Annotated in this window: 15 protein-coding genes; 6 read left to right on the top strand and 9 right to left on the bottom strand. The window is 54.3% G+C overall.

Going from position 1 to position 14,512, the window contains the following annotated elements; genetic code table 11:
* Positions 1–4: 4 nt before the first annotated feature.
* Positions 5–1,093 (bottom strand): 4-oxalomesaconate tautomerase, encoded by a 1,089-nt coding sequence (locus tag CWR52_RS00480; protein WP_104948462.1) that lies wholly within the window; start codon positions 1,091–1,093, stop codon positions 5–7.
* A gap of 153 nt (positions 1,094–1,246) precedes the next feature.
* Between CWR52_RS00480 and CWR52_RS00475 the strand changes: the two genes are divergently transcribed.
* A complete protein-coding gene (locus CWR52_RS00475) occupies positions 1,247–2,176 on the top strand; it encodes a LysR family transcriptional regulator (protein WP_025910926.1) in 930 nt (309 codons plus the stop codon).
* A 38-nt stretch (positions 2,177–2,214) separates the two neighbouring features.
* On the opposite strand, the gene nhoA is transcribed toward CWR52_RS00475, so the two are convergent.
* Complete coding sequence (gene nhoA / locus CWR52_RS00470; RefSeq protein ID WP_104948461.1) at positions 2,215–3,060, bottom strand: N-hydroxyarylamine O-acetyltransferase; 846 nt, start codon at positions 3,058–3,060, stop codon at positions 2,215–2,217.
* Positions 3,061–3,168: 108 nt separating this feature from the next.
* On the opposite strand from nhoA, the gene CWR52_RS00465 reads away from it, so the two are divergent.
* From CWR52_RS00465 to CWR52_RS00455, 3 genes are all read left to right on the top strand, one after another.
* Positions 3,169–3,741, top strand: coding sequence for a flavin reductase family protein (locus CWR52_RS00465; RefSeq protein WP_033145657.1), 573 nt, complete (start codon positions 3,169–3,171; stop codon positions 3,739–3,741).
* A 126-nt stretch (positions 3,742–3,867) separates the two neighbouring features.
* Positions 3,868–4,230: a CHAP domain-containing protein gene (locus tag CWR52_RS00460; RefSeq protein ID WP_104948460.1), complete on the top strand. Its 363-nt coding sequence runs from the start codon at positions 3,868–3,870 to the stop codon at positions 4,228–4,230.
* Complete coding sequence (locus CWR52_RS00455; protein WP_104948459.1) at positions 4,230–4,655, top strand: DUF3828 domain-containing protein; 426 nt, start codon at positions 4,230–4,232, stop codon at positions 4,653–4,655. The genes CWR52_RS00460 and CWR52_RS00455 overlap by 1 nt, the downstream gene beginning before the upstream one ends.
* 68 nt (positions 4,656–4,723) lie before the next feature.
* Here the strand turns inward: CWR52_RS00455 and fusA are convergent, their stop codons facing one another.
* A complete protein-coding gene (gene fusA, locus CWR52_RS00450) occupies positions 4,724–6,823 on the bottom strand; it encodes an elongation factor G (protein WP_104948458.1) in 2,100 nt (699 codons plus the stop codon).
* A 160-nt stretch (positions 6,824–6,983) separates the two neighbouring features.
* On the opposite strand from fusA, the gene CWR52_RS00445 reads away from it, so the two are divergent.
* Positions 6,984–7,283 carry an ArsR/SmtB family transcription factor gene (locus CWR52_RS00445; RefSeq protein WP_104948457.1) on the top strand — a complete coding sequence of 100 codons (300 nt, stop codon included), beginning with the start codon at positions 6,984–6,986 and terminating at the stop codon, positions 7,281–7,283.
* Here CWR52_RS00445 and CWR52_RS00440 read toward each other — a convergent pair.
* Entirely contained in the window at positions 7,276–7,917 is a 642-nt protein-coding gene (locus tag CWR52_RS00440; protein WP_104948456.1) for a helix-turn-helix domain-containing protein, read from the bottom strand. The genes CWR52_RS00445 and CWR52_RS00440 overlap by 8 nt on opposite strands.
* A gap of 121 nt (positions 7,918–8,038) precedes the next feature.
* A complete protein-coding gene (locus CWR52_RS00435; RefSeq protein ID WP_104948455.1) occupies positions 8,039–9,370 on the bottom strand; it encodes a 2-hydroxycarboxylate transporter family protein in 1,332 nt (443 codons plus the stop codon).
* A gap of 404 nt (positions 9,371–9,774) precedes the next feature.
* On the opposite strand from CWR52_RS00435, the gene CWR52_RS00430 reads away from it, so the two are divergent.
* Positions 9,775–11,460: an NAD-dependent malic enzyme gene (locus tag CWR52_RS00430; RefSeq protein WP_104948454.1), complete on the top strand. Its 1,686-nt coding sequence runs from the start codon at positions 9,775–9,777 to the stop codon at positions 11,458–11,460.
* Between the two features lie 44 nt (positions 11,461–11,504).
* Here CWR52_RS00430 and CWR52_RS00425 read toward each other — a convergent pair whose 3' ends face one another.
* The 4 genes from CWR52_RS00425 to CWR52_RS00410 form a co-directional block, all read right to left on the bottom strand.
* A complete protein-coding gene (locus CWR52_RS00425) occupies positions 11,505–12,506 on the bottom strand; it encodes a Kdo(2)-lipid IV(A) acyltransferase (protein WP_104948453.1) in 1,002 nt (333 codons plus the stop codon).
* A gap of 184 nt (positions 12,507–12,690) precedes the next feature.
* Entirely contained in the window at positions 12,691–12,921 is a 231-nt protein-coding gene (gene pptA, locus CWR52_RS00420) for a tautomerase PptA (RefSeq protein WP_008501760.1), read from the bottom strand.
* A 37-nt stretch (positions 12,922–12,958) separates the two neighbouring features.
* Positions 12,959–13,576: a glutathione S-transferase family protein gene (locus CWR52_RS00415; protein WP_104948452.1), complete on the bottom strand. Its 618-nt coding sequence runs from the start codon at positions 13,574–13,576 to the stop codon at positions 12,959–12,961.
* 41 nt (positions 13,577–13,617) lie between these two features.
* Entirely contained in the window at positions 13,618–14,505 is an 888-nt protein-coding gene (locus tag CWR52_RS00410) for an ABC transporter substrate-binding protein (RefSeq protein ID WP_104948451.1), read from the bottom strand.
* Between the last annotated feature and the right edge of the window lie 7 nt (positions 14,506–14,512).

Below are 14,512 nucleotides of genomic sequence, written 5' to 3'. Positions count from 1 at the left end.
TTACTTAATCAACTTCAGAGAGCATTTTTTCTGACACGCAAACGACGCCTTCAAATAACTTGCGTGACGTGCGAATAACCGCGGCTCGGGTATTTTCGATATTATTTCCGTCCCTCAGCAGCGAAACGGATATTTTTCCACTGGGGTGTTCAATATCGATAATGTTGGTAAAGCGTTCCTTTGGACGATCGGCGATGATTTTCGCCGCGACGGAACCGTCAATAAGCGTCGCGGTTGAAATACCAATCGAACCGGTTATCGCAAGCGATTTATGGCACGTATGCGGCATGAAGTACCGCACCTGAAGCGTCCCGCCGTTACGGGCCCGACTGAGGAGAACCGGTTTAGGGATTACTTTATTTGAAACATCCCCTAAACCCATCGCCGTGCCAGCCTGTCGGCGCAAATTTTCCAGTTTTTCTTTAAATGCTTTATCGCCATCTAATTCCGCTGGCGCTTCCCCACCAGTTTTACCCAGCGCCGAAGCGTCAATCAAAACCATCGGCATCGCCATATCTATGCAGGTGACTTCAATACCGTTAAACACGTTTGTCACGCTACCGGTCGGCAGCAGTTTTCCCGTTTTGGAACCCGCTGAATTCAGGAAGGTTAAACCAATGGGCGCGGCAGTACCCGGAACTCCGTCAATCTGGGTATCGCCTTCATACACAACGCGATAATCCGGCGTTTGCACCTCGGCGTCGACCAGTGTTCCGGTGTTCAGATTGCGGATACGCACCGTCGTCACCGGGCTTTGCGCCTTAACCAGCCCTTTTTCAATCGCAAAGGGCCCCACCGCGCAGAGCATATTGCCGCAGTTTGGCGTGGTATCGACGCGACGTTCATTCACCATCACCTGTGCGAATAAATAATCCACATCAGCGTCCGGGCTGTCGGAAGGACTGACGATCGCCACCTTACTGGTTTGCGGGCTTCCACCGCCAATGCCATCAATTTCAAGTTCATGACCTGCGCCCATCAAGCTGAGTAACACCGCGTCGCGCGCTTCGGTTTCCTCAGGCAGGTCGCTGGCCAAAATAACGGGGCCTTTTGACGTACCGCCACGCATTAATACGCAAGGGATCTTTAACATGTGTTTTTCTCATTTCGTTTTATCAGGAACGCAATAAGGTTTTCACACTCCAGTTGATAACTCTAATGTCAAAAAAAGCGGGATTAATACGTTTTGCACATTAATAGCCCTTGCGTTATCGTGGTTTAAGAAAAGCAAAAATGGGATGCAGACATGCAACATGAATTACAGGGAATACAAGCGTTTGTAAAAATTGCAGAAATCGGGTGTTTTACAAAAGCGTCGCAATTTCTTCATATTTCACAACCGGCGTTAACACGAAGAATTCAAAAACTGGAAGAAAGTCTGGGTACCACGCTGTTTGAGCGTTCAACGCGCAGCGTCAAGCTCACGACGGTGGGAAGAGAATTTTTACCTAAGGCAAAGAATTTAATCGATTTTTATGAAAGCTCAGTCCTGAGTATTAAAGAGATGGCGACGCATCAGGCCGGGGTTATTACGGTTTCCTGTATCCCTACTGCCGCCTTCTATTTTCTGCCTTCAGTGATACGAGATTATAACAATGACTATCCAAACATCCGGATCCGCATCCTTGAGCACAGTGCCAGCGATTGTCTCGAAGCGGTTTTAAATGGCGACGCAGATTTCGGCATAAATATGATAAACATCACACATCCGAATATCGATTTTGCCCCGCTGGTAAACGAACCCTTTGTTCTGGCATGCCGCCGCGACAATGAACTGGCGAAAAAACCGCTGGTGACCTGGGACGATCTGGCAGGCATGAAGCTGATTGGAGTCAGGCGTTCCAGCGGGAACCGTTCGCTTATCGATCAGGCTTTTGAAAAGATGGACTGGAAGCCGAACTGGTTTTACGAAGTGCGTCACCTGTCAACGTCACTGGGGATGGTAGAGGCGGGTCTCGGGGTGTCTGTTGTGCCGAGTCTGGCGATGCCGACCGATGAACATCATGTCCTTGTTAGTCGCCCGCTGATTGAACCCGTCATCCGGCGAACGCTGGGGCTAGTACAACGCCGGGAAAACCCTCTCAGCCCGGCGGCGGAAAAATTCAGAGAGCTGCTTGTACAGCTATGGTCAGCGGAAAACAACAGCCCGTGGATCGGCAAGTTTACTCAGCTGTAAGCCATCATATAACAAAGGGGCTAAGGCCCCTTTGCGCATTATTTTCCCGCCTGAGGATGTGTATCAAAGCCCGCCATCACCGCCGTCAATTCTGCGAGTGAAAAACCGTGCTTAGGGTCGTCAACGCCCAGCCCAAAGCGTTCCTGCATCAGCTGGTAAAGCGCCTCAGTATCCGGCAAGTGGATCTGCTCCTCCACATGACCGTTCTGCCAGTGGGTAAAGTTGAAGTTGGTCAGCGTCAACTTGCCGCCGTCCGGCAGATGGCGGCACATCAGCAGATGATGGCGGAAGTGCGACTGCGGCCAGTGCGCCGACCAGAAATTCCCCATCACGTAATCACTGAAATACTGTGTTGTCAGGTCAAAATGGTACATCGACTGCCAGTGCTCGTGGTGACGGAACTGCAGCACCCAGTCGTTCCCCTCGCTCAGCAGACGATACAGGCCGTGCGGCGTTTCCTGTTCCTCACTGGCGAGCAGACGAATTGGCGCCGTCAGCGTCTGGCCGCCAAACCCCACGTCCGCAATCCAGCGCTCGCCGTTAAGCTCAACCAGCAGCAGGCGGTGCGTGCGCGGCGGCATCTGCGACGGATTTGCCAATACGACCCGCCCCAGCACGCTGCGCACGTTAAACCCGACTTCACGCAACACACGCTCGAAAAGGCCGTTTTGCTCAAAGCAGTATCCCCCACGACGGGCGGTCAGCAATTTGTCGACCAGACACTGGTCTTCGAGATGAATTTCGCGCGGCAGGACGACATCGATATTCTCAAACGGGATCGCGCAGTTGTGATGTAAATGCAGTGCGCGCAGGGTGTCTATATCAGCAGAAGCCGGTTGCTTCCAGCCGATGCGGGCGAAATAGGCGGTCAGAAAGGGGGACATATATCAGTTTCCTTTGATAGTGATGCTGTGTTTATAAACTAATTCTACGCGCTCACTTTGATTTACGTGCTTTTTCGTCATACTCATCGTTACAGATGAGGAGATCCTATGAGCCACTTTCGCCCTGTTGAATTACGTCATGCCAGCCGTCTGCTGAACCACGGCCCTACCGTGCTGATCACCAGCCGCGATGAAAGCCTCGACAGACGTAACGTTATGGCCGCCGCATGGTCAATGCCCGTTGAGTTTGAACCTCCGCGCATCGCAATCGTGGTGGACAAAAGTACCTGGTCACGCGAGCTGATCGAACGCAGCGGGAAATTTGGCATCGTTATCCCCGGCGTGGCGGCGGCCAACTGGACTTACGCGGTGGGCAGCGTCAGCGGGCGCGATGAGGACAAATTCAACTGCTATGGGATTCCGGTGGTGAATGGCCCGGAGCTCGGCCTGCCGGTCATTGAAGAGAAATGCCTGGCGTGGATGGAGTGCCGGTTATTACCCGTGACCTCCGCGGCAGAGAAATACGACACGCTGTTTGGCGAAGTGGTTTCAGCGGCAGCGGATGAACGGGCGTTTATCGCCGGACGCTGGCAGTTTGACGGGGATAAGCTCAATACCCTGCATCATCTTGGGGCCGGGACGTTTGTGGCGAGTGGGAAGATGGTGAAGGCGTTGGATTGATTTCCGAAATTATATTCTACTGAATTATAGTGAATTTCTATGGCATTTTATGTTTACTATTGCGTTGTAAAACGGAGGATATTTCCAGAGTTGCAGCATCATCACTCTCGCATTAAGGAAATATCAATGACATGGAATAAAGATGGCGCAATCTCATATGCTAAATCACACGCCCAACCGAAGAGCACGGGGTATTGTGCTCACTATGTCACCGAAGCGATCAGAACGGGTGGAAGATTAAAAATCCCCAATACGCGTCTGGCAAAAGACATGGGGCGGACATTGGTTAACGCTGGATTCCGCCTTGTATACGATCAACCCCATGCAGGCGACGTCGCAGTTATTCAAAATATTGTTGGTCATGATAGCGGGCACGTTTGCATATACGATGGTCAGCAGTGGATCAGCGATTTTATTCAACGCACCATGTACCCAGGGCAGGCTTACCGCAACATACAACCACATTACGAACTGTTCAGGCATGACTAATGAAAACACTCTGTTTTTTTCTTTTTGCCCTTTCTCCGCTCGCGGCCGCAGAAAATGTTTATGCACCGGCTCAGGCGGCGCTTAAATTCAATCAATGGTATATCGCGCAGTTAGATCAGCACAAACCGCCCGTACTTAACCCAGATATTATGAATGATTACGTTGCCTCGGGGACAATTGCAGCAATAAAAGAGTTGTATTCAGGTGACAGTAACGAAAAAGACATGCCCGATGCGGATATGTTTATCAAATCACAGGATTGGGATGAGGACTGGAATCAGATAACCATCCTGCAATCTGATTTTGACGCCGTTTGCACAAACGTTTATATCGCGTTTGGTAAGAAGCAAGATCACGTTGTTGCAGATTGTCTTATTGAAGAACAAGGGAAATGGAAAGTCCGCTCGGCAACGCTAATTAAGTAACATGGATAATCTCCGTGTCGTAAAAAAAGCACATGGTAGCCCACCGACTACCATGTGCAATTAATTAACTACTTCGCACGCTTCGCAATAATCTCATCCGCCACATTTCGCGGAGCCTCCGCAAAATGATGGAACTCCATCGTATACGTCGCGCGTCCCTGGGACATCGAACGCAATGTCGTGGCATAACCAAACATCTCTGCCAGCGGTACGTCGGCGCGGATAATCTGGCTGCCGTACTGCTCTGCCATCCCCTGCACCATGCCGCGTCGGGAAGAGAGATCGCCCATGATGTTACCGGCGTACTCTTCCGGTGTTTCCATCTCCACGTGCATGATCGGCTCAAGAATCACCGGATCCGCCCTGCGGGCCCCCTCTTTAAAGCCGAGGATCGCCGCCATGCGGAACGCCATCTCCGAGGAGTCAACGTCGTGATACGAGCCAAACGTCAGCGTCGCTTTAACATCGACGACCGGATAGCCAGCCAGCACGCCGCTGTTCATCGCTTCCCGCAGCCCTTTCTCAACGGACGGAATATACTCACGCGGCACCACGCCGCCCTTAGTGGCATCTTCAAATTTAAAGCCACTTCCGGGCTCCAGCGGCTCCAGGCTCAGCACCACATGGCCGTACTGGCCTTTACCGCCGGACTGTCGGACAAATTTGCCTTCGATATCCTTCACCGTTTTACGCAGGGTTTCACGGTAGGTCACCTGCGGACGACCGATATTTGCCTCGACGCCAAACTCACGCTTCATGCGGTCAACGATAATCTCAAGATGTAGCTCACCCATCCCGGAGATAATGGTCTGGCCGGACTCCTCGTCAGTGTGCAGGCGGAAAGACGGGTCTTCCGCCGCCAGGCGCTGCAGCGCGATCCCCATTTTCTCCTGATCGCCTTTGGTTTTCGGCTCAATCGCCAGCGAGATCACCGGATCCGGGAACTCCATGCGCTCAAGCGTAATGACGGCGTTCGGATCGGTGAGCGTGTCACCGGTGGTCACGTCTTTCAGCCCGACACAGGCCGCGATATCCCCGGCGCGCAGTTCGTCCACCTCATGGCGATCGTTGGCATGCATCAGCACGATACGCCCGATGCGCTCTTTCTTCCCTTTCACCGGGTTGTACACCGCGTCGCCTTTGCGCAGCACGCCAGAGTACACGCGGATAAAGGTCAGTTGCCCGACATACGGGTCGCTCATCAGCTTGAACGCCAGCGCCGAGAACGGCTCATCATCGCTCGGATGACGCTCGGCGTGCTGCCCTTTTTCATCCACGCCATCAATGGCCGGCACGTCCAGCGGCGACGGCATCAGCTCAATAACCGCATCGAGCATGCGCTGTACGCCTTTATTCTTGAACGCGCTGCCGCACAACATCGGCTGGATTTCGCCCGAGATGGTGCGAATACGCAACCCTTTGATAATTTCCGCTTCCGTCAGGTCGCCGGTTTCCAGGTATTTGTCCATCAGTTCATCGCTGGCTTCCGCCGCCGCAGAGACCATTTTTTCCCGCCATTCCTGGGCGGTGCTGACTAAATCATCCGGCACGGGGGCATAGGTAAACACCATACCCTGCGTCGCATCGTCCCACAGAATGGTGCGCATTTTGATCAGATCCACCACGCCGGTGAAATGATCTTCAGCCCCCACCGGGATAACAATCGGCACCGGATTGGCCTTCAGGCGTTCCTGCATCATCCGCACGACGCGGAAGAAGTCGGCACCCGGACGGTCCATTTTGTTGACGAAGGCCAGACGCGGAACGTGATATTTATTGGCCTGACGCCAGACGGTTTCCGACTGCGGCTGCACGCCGCCCACGGAGTCATACACCATCACGGCACCGTCGAGTACGCGCATGGAACGTTCCACTTCAATGGTGAAGTCCACGTGTCCCGGGGTGTCGATGATGTTGATCCGGTGCGGTTCATAGCCTCTGTCCATGCCTGGCCAGAAGCAGCTCACCGCCGCGGACGTAATCGTGATCCCGCGCTCTTGCTCCTGCGCCATCCAGTCAGTGGTTGCCGCGCCATCGTGTACTTCACCCAGCTTGTGGCTCATCCCGGTATAAAACAGGATGCGCTCAGTGGTGGTGGTTTTACCGGCATCGATATGCGCGGAGATACCGATGTTGCGATAACGTTCGAGAGGAATGGGTCGGGGCATGATATTTCCTTAGTCAGTATGACGTGTTTGTGACGACCAGGATGGTCGTGCATTCGTTCGTTTGCTATAATAGTCCTATTGTACGAGTATTATCGAACTATTTTTTAAGGGTTGACCTATTGTTGATATAGCTCAATCTGACGCCATACGCAGGAAAACGATGATCCCTAACCACCCTGAAACTGAACAAATACTGCTGGAAAATGTGCTCTTTGCCCTCGGCAACCCGCTCCGGCTATCGATTATTCGCCGGCTCGCCGATGGCAGCGAGCTCAGCTGCAACGCGCTGCGCCCGGAAGATGTGGTGAAGTCCACGATGACCCATCACTGGCGCGTATTGCGCGACAGCGGGGTCATCTGGCAGCGTCCGCAGGGACGCGAAAACATGATTTCATTGCGAAGAGAGGATCTGGATACCCGCTTTCCGGGGCTGATGGCGATCCTGCTGCAGGTTAAGTAATTTTAGTCCCTTCCAGGCGATAGACCGGGATCTGCCGGGTTGTTTTGGTGAGCGTATCGAACACCTCGGCGTTGGACGTCACGATCCGCATCCCTGTTTTGCGTAGCCGTTGTACATCCGCCGCGATGCGCTGAATGCCAAACCAGAAAAGCCCGTCGAGCGCGGTCACAGACAGCCCGTTTTCCAGCGCCAGTTTGAGGCGCTCTTTTGGCGCTTTCACCTGCTGGGCAATTTGCCGGTAAGACGCTTCCGTCGCACCTGTGGCGTCACTGCGCTGGATACGCGTCTTCAGGTGATAGGTAAACTCGTCAGGTATGCCGTCCAGATCCCGTTTAAGGCTGTAGACGCAGCCAAAGCGCTTGCCGTTAAACAGAACATTTTTCTGACTGAGCTGAAGCTCTTTTCTGACAGCGTCAATCAGCTGGGGCGCGCGGGTGAGAAGCAGCCTGAAGGGCAGCTCGAAGCTGGTGACGTAATCCACATTAAGCAACGCGAGACGCAGACGATCCTCCGCTCCGGACTGTTGCTCACGACACTCCTCCAGCACCTCCGCCCACTGGCGCGTCAGACGCTCCGGTTCGGCGGCTTCGGTCAGGAGATATTTTTCAATCTGATAATCAACTCTTCCGGTCATCGTGTGGTATCCCGTCGCTGTGGCTGCGGTAATTCTATACAGCGCGGTGAGTTTTATAAAGGACTGAACCGCAGCGACACGCTGTAAATGTCGTTGCGATTCAGTATCCTGAGGTTTCGAATCAGTGCGCCATAATCCAGCCCATCAGCAGCGTGGCGAAAATGACCGTCGAGGCGCCGCCGATGCGGGTGGCGATCTGCGCGAACGGCATGAGCGACATCCGGTTAGACGCGGACAAAATGGCCACGTCCCCCGTTCCGCCCAGCCCGCTGTGGCAGCAGGTAACAATCGCCGCTTCCACCGGATACATATTCAGACGCGACGCGATAAAGTAGCCGCTCAGCGCCATCGCAATCACCACCGATCCGCATACCACTACATAGCCCACCGAGAAGACCGACACCACGCTTTCAAGCGGCACGTACAGCATCCCGAGGCCGATCATCAGCGGCCAAACCAGCGCAGCCGAAACGAATTTATAGCAGCTGTGCGCCCCCTGCTCCATTGAGGCCGGGATCACCCTGAAGTATTTACACAGGACGGCAATCAGGATCATCAGCACCGGTCCGGGAATGTGGACCAGTTTTTCAAACAAGCCCCCGACGATGAAAAACGCGCACACCATCAGCAGTCCGCCGCCCATCAGATGAAAATCTGTCTGCTGTGCGCTTTGCGCCCCGGCAAACAGGCTGGCGTCGTCTTTACTCCGCGTGAGCATGCCATTTCCTGAAAGCGCAGGACGTTTCGTCCCGAGACGCGCCAGCGAGCCGGCACAAATAATGGCGAAAATATTTCCGACGACCGCAGCGGGAGCCAGCTGCGCCACGTAGACGTCTGGCGTCTGCCCCAGGATTGCCGAATAGGCCAGAGACAGGGGTAAAATCCCCTCGCCAATTCCGCCGCCAATGATGGGCACAATGATAAAGAAGAACGTATGGTAAGGCGTAAACCCAAACAGCGTCCCCACTATGAGGCCGCTCAGCACGGCCATCAATGTCCCCGCCACCAGCGGAACAAACATGCGCATCATGCCCTGGATCAGCAGCACCCGGTTCATCCCCAGAATACTGCCGACCACCAGGCAGGCGATGACGAAATAGAGCAGATTCGCCTCCTTCATCAGCAGATGCACCGTATCAAGGGTTTGTTTCCCGAATGCGCCAAAATAGACCAGCACGGAAGGCACCATCAGACACAGGATCGCCGGTCCGCCGATGTCCTTCAGCACGGGGATTTGACGCCCCACTTTGGCAAACGCAAAGCCAAGGGTCATGATGACCGCCAGTCCGCCTATCATATTTTTCGGCAGCAGCCCTGCCCAGGCGGACGTCGCCACAATCGCGGCAATCCCCACGAACAGCATCAACGGGACTGCGCCAACCTCGGTATTGTTGAGCCCAAAGGCAAAACGCGAGGTCGACAGCTCAGAAGTCGGTACAGGATTATCTTTCATATAATCACCTGAAATTTGTGTTCGGATATGCAGAGAACGGAATAAACGAAAAACTATTCCTGATTCGAATCAATGTTCTTAAATAGAAAATAAAGACTTTGGTGGCCTTTTCTAAAAACAGGCTCAGCGTGAAATTAACATGGGCCGCCAAAGAGAAATGTGAACACAATAGCCCTTTCCTTTTAAATAATTTAATTCATTATTATGTAACTAAAGTTATTCATAACATTCAATGCAATTCTTTTGAAATTAATAAAACCAGAAAGAATGTGAACCTTGTCACTCCTGCTCCGTTAGCTAAGCGCTAAATTAGCTCCCCAACAAAACACAGAAAACTCCGTGCCTTTATCATCCTTAAAGTCACTGTTTCTGCTTATCTAATTTTAAATATTCAGGAGTTGACCATGTCTCGTAAAGACGTTCTGTACACGCCCTATAATGGCGCCGTACTGCTGGAGAATCCGTTATTAAATAAAGGTCTCGCCTTTATTAAAGAAGAACGGGATAATTTTAATCTGCATGGATTATTGCCGCATAACGTTGAAACCATTGAAGAGCAAACCGAGCGCGCCTGGGTGCAGTTCTGCCATTTTAAAAGCGATATTTCCCGTCATGTTTATTTGCGCAATATTCAGGACACCAATGAAACTCTCTTTTACAACCTCTTGCGTTCGCATCTGAAAGAGACGTTACCGATTATCTATACCCCGACGGTGGGTGAAGCCTGCGAGCATTTCTCCACGATTTATCGCCGCGCGCGCGGCTTGTTTATTTCATGGCCTAACCGCCACCGTATTGATGAGATGCTGCAAAGTTTCTCGCGCAACGACGTTCGGGTGATTGTGGTGACGGACGGAGAGCGCATTTTAGGGCTCGGCGACCAGGGTATCGGCGGTATGGGCATACCGATTGGTAAGCTGTCGCTCTATACCGCCTGCGGAGGGATCCATCCGGCCTCCACCCTCCCGATTATGCTGGATGTCGGCACCAATAATCAGCAACACCTCGACGACCCGATGTACATGGGCTGGCGTCATCCGCGCATCAGCGACGATCAATACGCTGAATTTATGGATATGTTTATCAGCACGGTTAAAGCGCGCTGGCCCAATGTTCTCCTGCAGTTTGAAGACTTTGCACAGAAAAATGCCACCCGACTACTCCAGCGTTACCGCGATCAACTGTGCTGCTTCAATGATGATATCCAGGGCACGGCAGCCGTCACCGCAGGGACGCTGATCGCAGCGGCCCACGCGGCGGGCACGCGCATTCGCGATCAGCGCGTGGTCTTCCTCGGCAGCGGCTCTGCGGGATGCGGGATCGCTGAAAAAATTGTGGCGCTGATGGTCGATGACGGCCTGACCGAGTCCGAAGCCCGCCGCCGGATCTTCATGGTCGATCGCTTCGGCCTGCTGACCGACGACATGACCAACCTGCTCGATTTCCAGAAAAACCTGCTTACCGCGCGCGACGCCGTAAGCCACTGGCAGGTAGACGCGAAGAATATTTCCCTGCTGGACGTAGTGAAGAACGCACATCCAACGGTGATGATCGGCGTTTCAGGTCAGCCGGGACTCTTCAGCGAAGAGATCGTCAAAGAGATGCATCGCCACTGCCCACGCCCGATTATCATGCCGCTCTCGAACCCGACGTCGCGGGCGGAGGCCCAGCCGCAGGACCTTATCGCCTGGACCCAGGGGGCCGCGCTGGTGGCCACCGGCAGCCCGTTCGCGCCGGTATTCTGGGAGAACGCGCACTACGAGATTGCCCAGTGTAACAACGCCTATATCTTCCCGGGCCTGGGACTGGGCGTGCTGGCCTGTAACGCGCGCCGGGTGACGGAAGAGATGCTGATGGCAGCAAGCCGCAGCCTGGCCGCCCAGTCTCCGCTGGTGACCACAGAAAGAGGAGGATTGCTGCCGCCGGTAGATCAGATTGAAACGGTCTCACGCCAGATTGCCGTTGCCGTCGCCCGGGCCGCGATTGAACAAGGCGTGGCGCCGTCGTTAGATGATGAAACCCTGCTGGCGCGCATTGAGAAGACCTGGTGGCAGGCGGACTATGCGCCGTACCGCCGATCCGCGCTGTAGCGCCGGTCATGCCCTCACCGCAGGGTGAGGGCATCGCTGTGGTGTTAGTGCTGTATGCCTGAGCGGTCAGAAAAATCGCTGGCGGAGAGACTATCACCCCGAGTTGCCGCCTGTTTCAGACGGGCATACCGATCAGGTACCCCTTCAGGACGGGTTTTGAAGCGACGGTGCAGCCACATATACTGCTCTGGGGCCATGCGTACGGCCTGCTCAATTGCCCTGTTCATCTGCGTCGCCACGGCTTCTTTATCGCCGCCCTGCAACGCCTCACTGATATCCTCCAGAATAATCAGCTCGTAACCGGTGCCATCCGCCCTGCGACGCGGCACAAAGGGGATGACGGCAGGCTTAGCGCTTTTGACCAGCATATAGCTGCCCGCCGTCGTCGCGGCATCCGGCACCGCAAAGAACGGCACAAACACGCTGTTGGTTTTGCCATAGTCGTGGTCCGGGGCGTACCACAAAATTTCATTCTGCTTCAGCGAGCGGATCATGCCCTTTAAATCATGGCGATCGAGCATGGTTTTGTTGGAGCGCAGGCGCCCTCGCGTCTGGAGCCAGTCCAGCAGAGCATTGTTATTAGGACGATAGACCCCAATACCGGGGTTAAGCATGCCAAATATCCGCGCGCCCAGCTCAAGGGTCAGAAAATGCATCCCCACCAGCACCACGCCTTTTCCCTGCGCCCTCGCCTTTTCCATGTGCTCATACCCCTGCACGGTAAAGCATTTCTTCACCCGCCACGCAGGCCAGAACCATGCCATCCCGGTTTCAATCACCCCCATTCCTACCGATTCAAAATTACGCTGCAGCAATGACTCGCGTTCGTCCTCTTTCATCTCCGTGAAACAAAGCTCCAGGTTGCGGCGGGCAATCTCGACGCGGCGAGGAAGTAAGCGCATCGCCAGTCGCCCCAGGCCATGACCGATTCTGAACAGAAGCGGATAAGGGAGCAGCATGATGAGCCACAGAGCCGCAATGCCGGCCCAGCTTAGCCAGTAACGGGGATGAAGAAAGGCGAATGAAAAACGGGGTAATTTTGTCATCAGAAAATTATCCTTTAACGTGTCTGTCCTTAATTGATTCTGTTGAAGATCTTTCCTAAGGATGAATAAAAAGTCAGCCAGAAACGTTAAGTGTAGCGGATAAGACAAAACGCATTTTTATCGATTTTTGCGAAAAACGGGAAGACGAGCCGGGAAGGATTTATCCCCTCCCCGGCAGAAGATATTACATCGAATACCCGGGCTTCTTAATAAGCTCCTCCAGCTTCGGTCCAATTTCGGTATCCCAGACCTGCGCCTTCCAGTCTTCAGGCGCGATCTGCTTCAACGCCACCGACACGGAACTGTCTTTGCTGTTGAAATGGCGAATAATCACGTCGGCAATATCCGCCGCCAGGGCAGCTTTTTGTTCGTCGTTCAAATCACGGGGAAAACATTTGATATCTACGTGTGGCATGTACAGGCTTCCGGTTGTGAATGTGGGTTCCACGTTATCAGATAATTTTGTTTGCCTTTAACACCTTGTGCAGTTCCGGTCGCTGGCATACGGTGTCCGCAATCGCCGTGAATTTAGGGGTATTTTCGGCAAACCAGGCGTGACGAGGCCCCCAGGTGCGCGCCACCGCAATATACACATCCAGCAGCGTCAGCCGTCCCCCCAGCGCAAACGGGGTAGCCTTAAGCTGGCTTTCGAACCACAAATAGAGTGACTTCCGGTATTCGATGCAATTTTTCTGCAGCTGTTCCGGCGCATCCGGCGCCCAGCGTTCGGGATAGTCCGCATACGTAAACGTGGGATAGACGTTGGCCACAAACCAGATGAGCAAACGCTGAAACTGCTGGCGTTCGGCCTGTCCCACGGGCGGCGCGAGATCGGGACATCTGTCGAGCACCATCAGGGCAATCGCCGCCGTTTCGGTCATGATGGCGCCATTTTCCAGCGCCAGCGTCGGCACCTGACACAGCGGGTTGAGCTTTTGCAGCAGCTCACGCTGCTGGCCGGGCTGGTCAAACCCGTCCACGTTGATAAATTGATAGGGGATATCAGCCAGGGTTAGCATCACTTCACCGATTGCCGAGCCCCAGCCGGGTACGCCATAGAGTTTAATCATGTTGCCCCCTGCGGGATGAAAACCCTAAGTGTAGAGCACCATTAGTAGGTTATCCCAGGCGGGTTGACCTCCGATTGCGCCACCGCTTCCCCCTGCTCGCCCCAGCGCGCCAGCACCTTCTGGTACTCTCCGCGCTCAATCGCACCGTTCAGCGCGGCCTGCAGGGCATAAACCAGTTGATTGCCTTTTTTGGTCGTGGTGGCGACATAAGCTTTCTTCGGCCCTAAACCGACCACGCGGGTTTTGCTGGTGAGCGCCGCTTTGTAAGCTGAAACCGACTGGGGGCCAAAGAACACATCCGCCCTGCCGGACTGGATATAGAGATTGCCCGAGGCATCGTCATGAAGATAGACTGGCAGCGCAGGCGCCCGCCCCGCCTTTTTATTTTCTTCGTTCCAGCCCAGCAGGATGCGCTCCTGATTGGTACCCGAGCCGACAATCACCCTTTTCCCGGCCAGATCTTCCGCGCTTTTGATTGACTGGATCTCGCTGGTGGATTTCACCGAAAACGCCAGTGAATCGACGCGGTAGGTCGCAAAATCAAACTTCTCTTTACGCTGTTCGGTCACCGCAATGTTCACCAGCGCCACGTCGTAGCGCCCGGAGGCGATCCCCAGCGGCCAGTCTTCCCACGCCGTCGGCACCAGCTTTAGCTTCAGTCCCAGGCTGCCCGCCAGCAGGCGGGCAATATCCGGGTCGCTGCCGATCCGCGTGCGGTTATCGCTGGCCAGCAGCGCCAGCGGCGGGGAGTTCAGCATCGAGACGGCGACCGTCAGCGTACCTGGCTCAACGAATTTATAACCGGCGGGGATTTTCGCCACGGCCTGCCGATCCACCGTCACCGGCAGCGGCTGCTCGTTGGCTTTCAGATCGATGCTGGCGTGGCTCGCCGTCGTAAAAAGCAGTCCTGCCAGAAGTCCAGATTTCATCTGCGCT

Source organism: Enterobacter sp. SGAir0187, from assembly GCF_002952735.2.
GTDB lineage: Bacteria > Pseudomonadota > Gammaproteobacteria > Enterobacterales > Enterobacteriaceae > Enterobacter > Enterobacter quasiroggenkampii.
Note: the sequence above shows the minus strand (reverse complement) of the source record. Positions and strands in the feature narration are given on the sequence as shown.